The organism is Acetobacter sp. AAB5 (assembly GCF_050106715.1).
GTDB lineage: Bacteria > Pseudomonadota > Alphaproteobacteria > Acetobacterales > Acetobacteraceae > Acetobacter > Acetobacter oryzifermentans.
Genome location: NZ_JBNIEW010000007.1, coordinates 138723 through 145758 on the forward strand (window position 1 = coordinate 138723; position 7036 = coordinate 145758).

General features: G+C 44.0%; 6 protein-coding genes and 1 tRNA gene. 2 read left to right on the forward strand and 5 right to left on the reverse strand.

Translation table 11 applies throughout. The annotated features are described in order from the left end of the window. Nucleotides 1–292: 292 nt before the first annotated feature. On the forward strand, nt 293–1714 hold the full coding sequence (locus ACP7IZ_RS08780; protein ID WP_143217518.1) for a hypothetical protein: 1422 nt from the start codon (nt 293–295) through the stop codon (nt 1712–1714). 230 nt (nt 1715–1944) lie between these two features. Here ACP7IZ_RS08780 and mazF read toward each other — a convergent pair whose 3' ends face one another. Continuing rightward, nucleotides 1945–2289: an endoribonuclease MazF gene (gene mazF, locus ACP7IZ_RS08785; protein WP_063907590.1), complete on the reverse strand. Its 345-nt coding sequence runs from the start codon at nt 2287–2289 to the stop codon at nt 1945–1947. Then, entirely contained in the window at nt 2286–2528 is a 243-nt protein-coding gene (locus tag ACP7IZ_RS08790) for an AbrB/MazE/SpoVT family DNA-binding domain-containing protein (protein ID WP_063907591.1), read from the reverse strand. Before ACP7IZ_RS08790 ends, mazF begins: the two co-directional genes overlap by 4 nt. 561 nt (nt 2529–3089) lie before the next feature. On the opposite strand from ACP7IZ_RS08790, the gene ACP7IZ_RS08795 reads away from it, so the two are divergent. Continuing rightward, nucleotides 3090–3157: transfer RNA gene (locus ACP7IZ_RS08795), tRNA-Glu, on the forward strand. A gap of 398 nt (nt 3158–3555) precedes the next feature. Here ACP7IZ_RS08795 and ACP7IZ_RS08800 read toward each other — a convergent pair. From ACP7IZ_RS08800 to ACP7IZ_RS08810, 3 genes are all read right to left on the reverse strand, one after another. Next, entirely contained in the window at nt 3556–3741 is a 186-nt protein-coding gene (locus ACP7IZ_RS08800) for a hypothetical protein (protein WP_426848754.1), read from the reverse strand. 269 nt (nt 3742–4010) lie between these two features. Then, nucleotides 4011–4970, reverse strand: coding sequence for a nuclease-related domain-containing protein (locus ACP7IZ_RS08805; protein WP_426848755.1), 960 nt, complete (start codon nt 4968–4970; stop codon nt 4011–4013). Nucleotides 4971–5549: 579 nt separating this feature from the next. Further along, nucleotides 5550–6794, reverse strand: a complete 1245-nt coding sequence (locus ACP7IZ_RS08810) for an autotransporter strand-loop-strand O-heptosyltransferase (protein WP_426848756.1) — start codon at nt 6792–6794, stop codon at nt 5550–5552. Nucleotides 6795–7036 lie beyond the last annotated feature (242 nt).

Sequence of the window (7036 nt, forward strand, 5' to 3'; positions counted from 1 at the left end):
AGTGGAACCTGAATGGGGCATTGGTCCGCATTCGGCGAGGAAATAGAAAAACCTTGCTCAGAGAATTTTTTGTCAATAACTTTATTCCTTAATGATTTAACTCATGACTTGAGGCTCACGGTTGGAAATAAATCTAGATATAATATCAATGTAATTATTATATTTATAACAATTACAAGAGGAGTATTCCGCTATTTCAGTAATCAAGAAAGCCACAGGCCTCACTTCGACCGAGCAATATCTTAGAAAAATTGCAGACGATACCTTTCTCGACCTCTGGTCTTGGCCAAACGTGTTTAGAAAACCCGGGAAAGAGTTATGCGATCTTTTCGTGGTTTGTGGTGATGACATAATAATATTCAGTGACAAGAATATCACATGGCCAGAATCAACCGATAATATCTCAGAATTAGCATGGAAACGATGGTATAATCGCGCGATTGAGCAATCTGCTCAGCAAATCCGGAAAGCTGATACTTCTATAAGAAAAAACCCTCAGGCGATTTTTGCAGATGCAAAATGTGAGCATCGGATTCCGATTGAACTGCCGCCAGTTGACCGTAGACGAGTCCATGGGATCTGCGTGACTACAGGAGGGGAGCAGGCGGCGTCGTCCTATTTTGACGATCCAGATGGGACATTCATGATTATGCCTTCTCTCCGCGGGAAAGATCATGTCAACTTTACTCACCCAAATCATATACCGTTTTGCATTGGTGACGTCGATCCAGATGGTCCGTTTGTCCATGTATTCAATATGGCAACGCTCGATGTTGTCATGTCAGAATTCGACACAATAACCGATTTCACAAAGTATCTTAACGCTAGAGCAGATATCATCCGATCAGGCAGATTATCATTTTCCCCAAGTGAAACAGAGATGGTGGCCAATTACCTGCAGACGATAGGGCCGGACGGAGAACATCGTTTCCCTATGATATCAGATGTGCGAGATGCCAAACTCGACTCTGACACGGCCATCGCGTTTGTACAGGGCGAATATGCCTGTCTCGTCCACTCCCCCGAATATCAACGACGCGAGGCGGCAAACCGCATCTCATATGAGTGGGATCGGCTTATCGGCTTTTTCACCCATCACGTGTTAAACGGCACTCAATTTCGTATCCTCGATACCGATCCCACCTTTGAACTTGCAGAACGTGGGCTGCGTATCATGGCGAGAGAAGATCGAGTCCAACGGCGTGCGCTTGCAAGCGCAATAATTGGCGCACGCAAGGCGCTCGAAGAGCAGAAAGCGGGACGATTCACCCGTATCGCAGTGACGCATGATCGATCTACAAACGAAAAGGTCGCTTATGTCTTTCTGGTCCTCGCCGGTGCCAATTCAATGGAGCAAGAAGACTACCGGCGGGTCAGGGCAACGATTCTGGAGACGTATTGCCTTGCTACACTGCACGACTACTGTGATATCAAACTGTGCGTAGGGATCGCCGTTATGGCGATATCTGAAGAAGGCGAATCCGAGGATCTTATTGCCATTCCTCAGCAAAAATGGACACCTAAAGACATCGAAGAGTTAAGCGTGGCTCGCAAAAATTTTGATGTCCTGCAAAAGCCACTCAAACTAAAAACCAGCCCCTTTCATGTTCATGCGACCAGTTTTCCACCAGACCCTGCATTTGAAGGTATGAGTCGCCAGCAACGACGTGCGCTAGAACGTCAAAGAGCCAAACAACAAGGGCGAGTAAGGTAACAAATAAAGCGCAGTTCAACGTGAACAGATGTCTATTTATTGATATTTGTATCCGTAACCTGATATTCCGCTCTCCCCCAAATCTGACATCAAGAGGGGGTTCACGGGGAGAGCATTGCTCTCCCCCTGACCAGTTTGCAAACCATCGCGACACAACGTGTCCGCTGGTTTGCACGGCTGGCTCCCTGTTTTTCTTTTATTATTGAAAATTATCGGAAAACTTACTTTTATCACCCGACTAGCAACCGGATACGCTGTCGAATGGCCTCAAGCTCTTCGGGTAAAACTTTGCCTTTGAGCTTTGCCTTTCTCACGCGCCAATCCAGACTTCTGACCTGATCTGACAAGGCCACACTGGCAGTTTTTCCAGTCAGAGCCACTTCAAAAGGATAGCCTTTGATCTTGGTTGTTGTCGGACAGCACAGCATCATACCAGCCTTGGCATTATAACTTGCAGGACTCAGCACAACAGCAGGCCGGTGTCCTGCCTGCTCCCTGCCCGCCTGCGGATCAAATTCCAGCCAGACAATCTCCCCGCAATCAGGAACCCAGACAGTCTTTGCTTTGGCACTCACCAGCTTTCACCACCAACAGACGAACCGAAATCAATTTCATCATGGCGGTTCTCGTTCGTAATGCCTGACACTAACTCTTCCAGTTTGAGAGGTAACGCTCTGACTGGTTCTATGATGATGCGCCCATCTTCTTCCCGCAAATCAACGGCTTGATCGATCTTCAGACTGACGGCTTCAAGCACACCAGCAGGAAGACGAATGGCTGCACTGTTTCCCCATTTCCTGACAACGCCCTGCATAATGATTTTCCTTACGTAAAGTTTATACGTCGTATATACATCATATTCCCACCAGAGGCCAGATAAATCCCTCTCTTGACTGCCCCACGGGTTTGCCCGCAGAGTGAACCCGCAGTCACCATGCGAAGGATGATTTTATCTGAAATTATCGTTCTGTTTCAATGGGTTGCCTGTCTGGTTGCAATCAAAGCGAGCGGGTTCGAGTCCCGCAGTTCGCGATCTCTAAGGCGCTGATTTTATTGAAAAATCATAAAAAATCTAAAATGTGAACTTCTATACGTCCGTCTTCCCAATTAGAGAACTTTTTAGACTTGCGACCGCCCTATAAATTCCAGACGTCTCGTGCGCTTGCGGTCGGACTACGTAACTTTCGCAAATATTACGTCAAGCGATCTCCCCAAAATTAGTCATGCATACGCCCTCTATAAGAAACACTGAATACGGCTGACAGGGATCCGTGCACCATTTTTGCACCACAACAAGAAAGATTTAGGGTGACAACGCATGATGTTGTGTGACACATATATGTATTTTTATCATATAGTTATGAAAGGAACTCGCAGATGACTGCGGTCTATTTTTGCCCTTTCACGGCGGCAACACGGGTTCGAATCCCGTACGGGACGCCAATCTTTCCAATGACTTAGAGTTTTGGTCACGGAATGATTGACTGGTTTTGGGCCAACCTTAGACCCATCACCAAAAAAGACGATAAGCACATGGTCCCATCGGGCCCATGAAAAGGCTATACTGGGCCCAAACGAAGCTCACCATGAAAGATCTCATCACTTCCGTCAAAATCGCTCTGGCCACAAGCCGCCCGCTCCCTGCCGGGGTTGAATATCGCGGTAAGGGCCAGTATCGGGCCCACAGCGCATCGCGGACGGAAAGAGGATCCACCAGACCTTCTCCTCAGCCAAACTGACACGATGTTGGCTGGATAGAACGTCCGCCAAACTGGAACTTGGACAGTTTGAGGACACGCGACAACTGGAACGCCAGACTGTCTCCGTGAACTGGTCGACCGCTATGTGTGCGAGAAGATGATCGCAAAGGTCACATCCCCACCATTCTTTAGGACGAGATCACACAGCTTGCGCTGGCCGATCTGCCCCCGACGGCAGTCCGTGGCTTCTGGGATCTGCTGGCCAAGAAATACAGCGCCGCCACGCTCGTCAAACGCCTCAACCTGCTCGCCGCGATCTGTCAGCATGCAATCGCGGAGTGGGACCTGCCCTTCCCAAAAAGCCCGGCCGCCGCAACGGCGGTCAAACATCCCGCTGATGCAGACAAGAAGCGCTACCGTCGTCTCATTGGCGACGAATACGACTGCTTACTGGACGTGCTGGCATCTCATTAAGAACTCTGGGCTCGCCTCAGGAGTGGCATGCTATCGCAACCAGATACGAAAAAACAGAGACATCGCTCCTTACGGCTATCCACGCTGCTGCCGCAGCGGAATGAAGCAAGCCCTAACAGGCCCTAGTAATTTAATTGTTTTTTATGCTTCTCTTGTAGTTCTGACTGTTTTTTCAAAAACCCCAAAAGAATAGACCATGCATCTTCAACCTTCTTATAATCTATATAAGGCACATCTGATAATGGTGGCCTGCAATCATTACCCAAATATTCCTTTAATCTGGACGGCCTGACAATTCTATTTTCAATATAACTGTCACATCTTGTTTTTCCTGCAAGAACAACAAGAGGAAAAATATTCTTTTCTTCTAAACCCGTTATTAATCTTACAGCATCAACATGCATCTGGTTTTGTTGGAGAGGGCTATAAAATTTATATCTTTGATTTGATCCTGGACCATCTGGTTGCCGAACCCAGTTGTAGATATCTTTTGGATCATGAGAAATATATCCACTATAGTATTTTGTTTCTATAACAAATATTCCCCATGGAACTTTCACAATATGATCAATCTGCGTCACTTTTTTACCCGCAGGGGAGTTATATTCTATATATATATTATTTAATATACCTCTATTTTTTCTGATATCTTTTATATATTTATTAACAATACATTCTCCTGCAAACCCTTTCCTTTCAGCATATGATTTCTCAGGAGCAGACAGTTCCTCCTGGAAAGATTGCTCATCATCAATATCTATTATTTCAGGCGTAGATGTCCTGCCATGAAATACAGTGCTCTGGACTGTTGGCGGTCTGAATTCATATTTGGCAGTAGGGCCTTGGTGTGTTGATGATTTAAATGTGTAAGAATTATCTTCTTCAGATGGCTTTTCCTTTGAAGCATCCTGTTTCTGATCGGATACTTTTTCGGTATCTCTACTGGCAGCTTCAAGTGCAACGGCTACTAAAACAGCCAATACCAGGCAAATTATCCAGTGCGCCAAAATAAAATAGAAAATAATTATTGATATTTTAAACAATATATATATTGCCACTATTGCAAGAAGAAATCTTAACACCACTTTCTCCATAACTGATGAAAAATAAAAAATGTTCCATAATTTTCAATACAATTTCCGCGAATTTTGTCACCTAAATTAAAAATATCCTTGATTATAGTATAGCTTGAGGGCCATGAGATTATGCATTTTTTCTCAAAATTTCAACGATCATGATCTTGTCGTTCACTTACCTCAAATATATGTGATTTTAGAAACCCTATAAATGTTTTGCTCTTTTCATGTTTTCTTTAAACCATTTATGATGTCCTCATCAAAATCATTTGTCACCATAAATTTCTAAGCGATTTTCTAGAAAAATATTCTAATTTCGAAACCTTAATTGACAATTAGATTGCAGCAGGCTGGATCGCAGTCCTAACAGGACCTAAAATATAAATTCTATATTCAAATAATTACAAAAAATCTGCGTTCTTTTACATCGAATAAGACAATATGAAAGACTTCACATTATATAAAATATTTCCTTATTCGATAACATATATATGCAAAGTATAATCCGGTAATCTTCCTATAAAATAAGTAGATTTTGAAAGAGAATTTTCTCAGCATATAGTATTTCTGAATGTACATCCCCCTTTATGACAGCGCACGGATAGCTGCGCTAATTTTAGCGATAACCTGATGTGATGTAATTAAGCGCGTACACTCAAACTGACGTGGGGTATTGGCATGACGGGGGCACCAGAGAAAATCATGATGATCAAAGCGTTCACGCTCGTCATTCCAACAGGAATTACATGTATGCCAATTGATAATACGGTAAGGAGTATGAAACTCATTGGTAGGATGAGTAAAGCCGGAGATCATCACAACAGGCGTACCCGCAGCCCATGCCAGCCACGCAAGCCCTGAACTGAGGCCGATGAAAAACTCAGCATGTCGTAACCAACGAGCACGTTCTGTTAAGGGGCGATTGCCTGTTTGATCCTCTGCACCATAAGGAATATGATTCCAGATAATACCTGTGCCATGTACAGGTTTTTGATCAATACAGATAACCCGGTAGCCCTGCTTTTTAAGGTAGGCAACAACCTCCATCCATCCAGTGGGATTGTTCCAGTATTTACACTGAGTGCTGGCCTGCACAGCAATACAAACATATTTTTCGGTTATCGGGCGTGTTTCATCGGACAAAGCAAGTTTGGGCGCTTCTTCCGCAGGATCAACGCCTAGAATATACGCGGCAGTGCGATGAAGACCAACTAACCGAAAATCGGTTGGTTGAAAAACATTTTCCTTATCATCAAAAAATAACCCCATGCAGTACATTGCATAACTGTCTGCCAGTATGTCTTGTTCCTGAGCTCTTTCTGGGGACATAAGCGTTAATTCTGGATATGCATCTTTCAGCACAGGAATAATCAAAGCAGAGAGAATGCAGGTTACATTTGCCTGATGAATATGCGCAAAACGTGCTGCGTAGGGAAACCATGCAAGCGTATCGCCTAAAGTGCCTACAGGAAATTGAATGACAACTTTTTTGTTTTTCAAATTCAATTCATGCTGGAAAACAATGCGAGCTTCTTTTTGAGGTGAAATATCTTCAACAATAATACCAAAGCGAACGTAAAAACGTTTGGCAGAGTGTACGGTGGCACCCGTATTTTCATTCTGGAACAGAATATTCCCCGTATCCAGATCACGTAATGTAATCCGCCATTTTCCTTCTGTACGTGCTGGCAGAACAATACGTGCCCCTAGATTAAAATCAAACAAAATTCCATCTGGCCCATGTAGAACAGGGACACTAAAAGGATTGATGTAAGGGGATTTGGTATCTTTAGATGTACTCACCCTAAAATTTTCCGATGCTTCAATCATAAATTACATCTCAACATGAATGAATATATTCATAGATTACTTCTCCCTTGTACTTTTTAAATACAAGGGAGAAGTAAGTTATTTATTATGCAGAACGCGTTCCAACTTCTGACATTTTATTATCATGAACGATATAAGGTCCTGCGGCACGGATTGTTATAGACAGCAGCCCCATGTGATGACTGATCAGGTGATCCCCCAATGGCAACAGGGCATTTCCGTTTGTCCAGGCGCAATCTGCC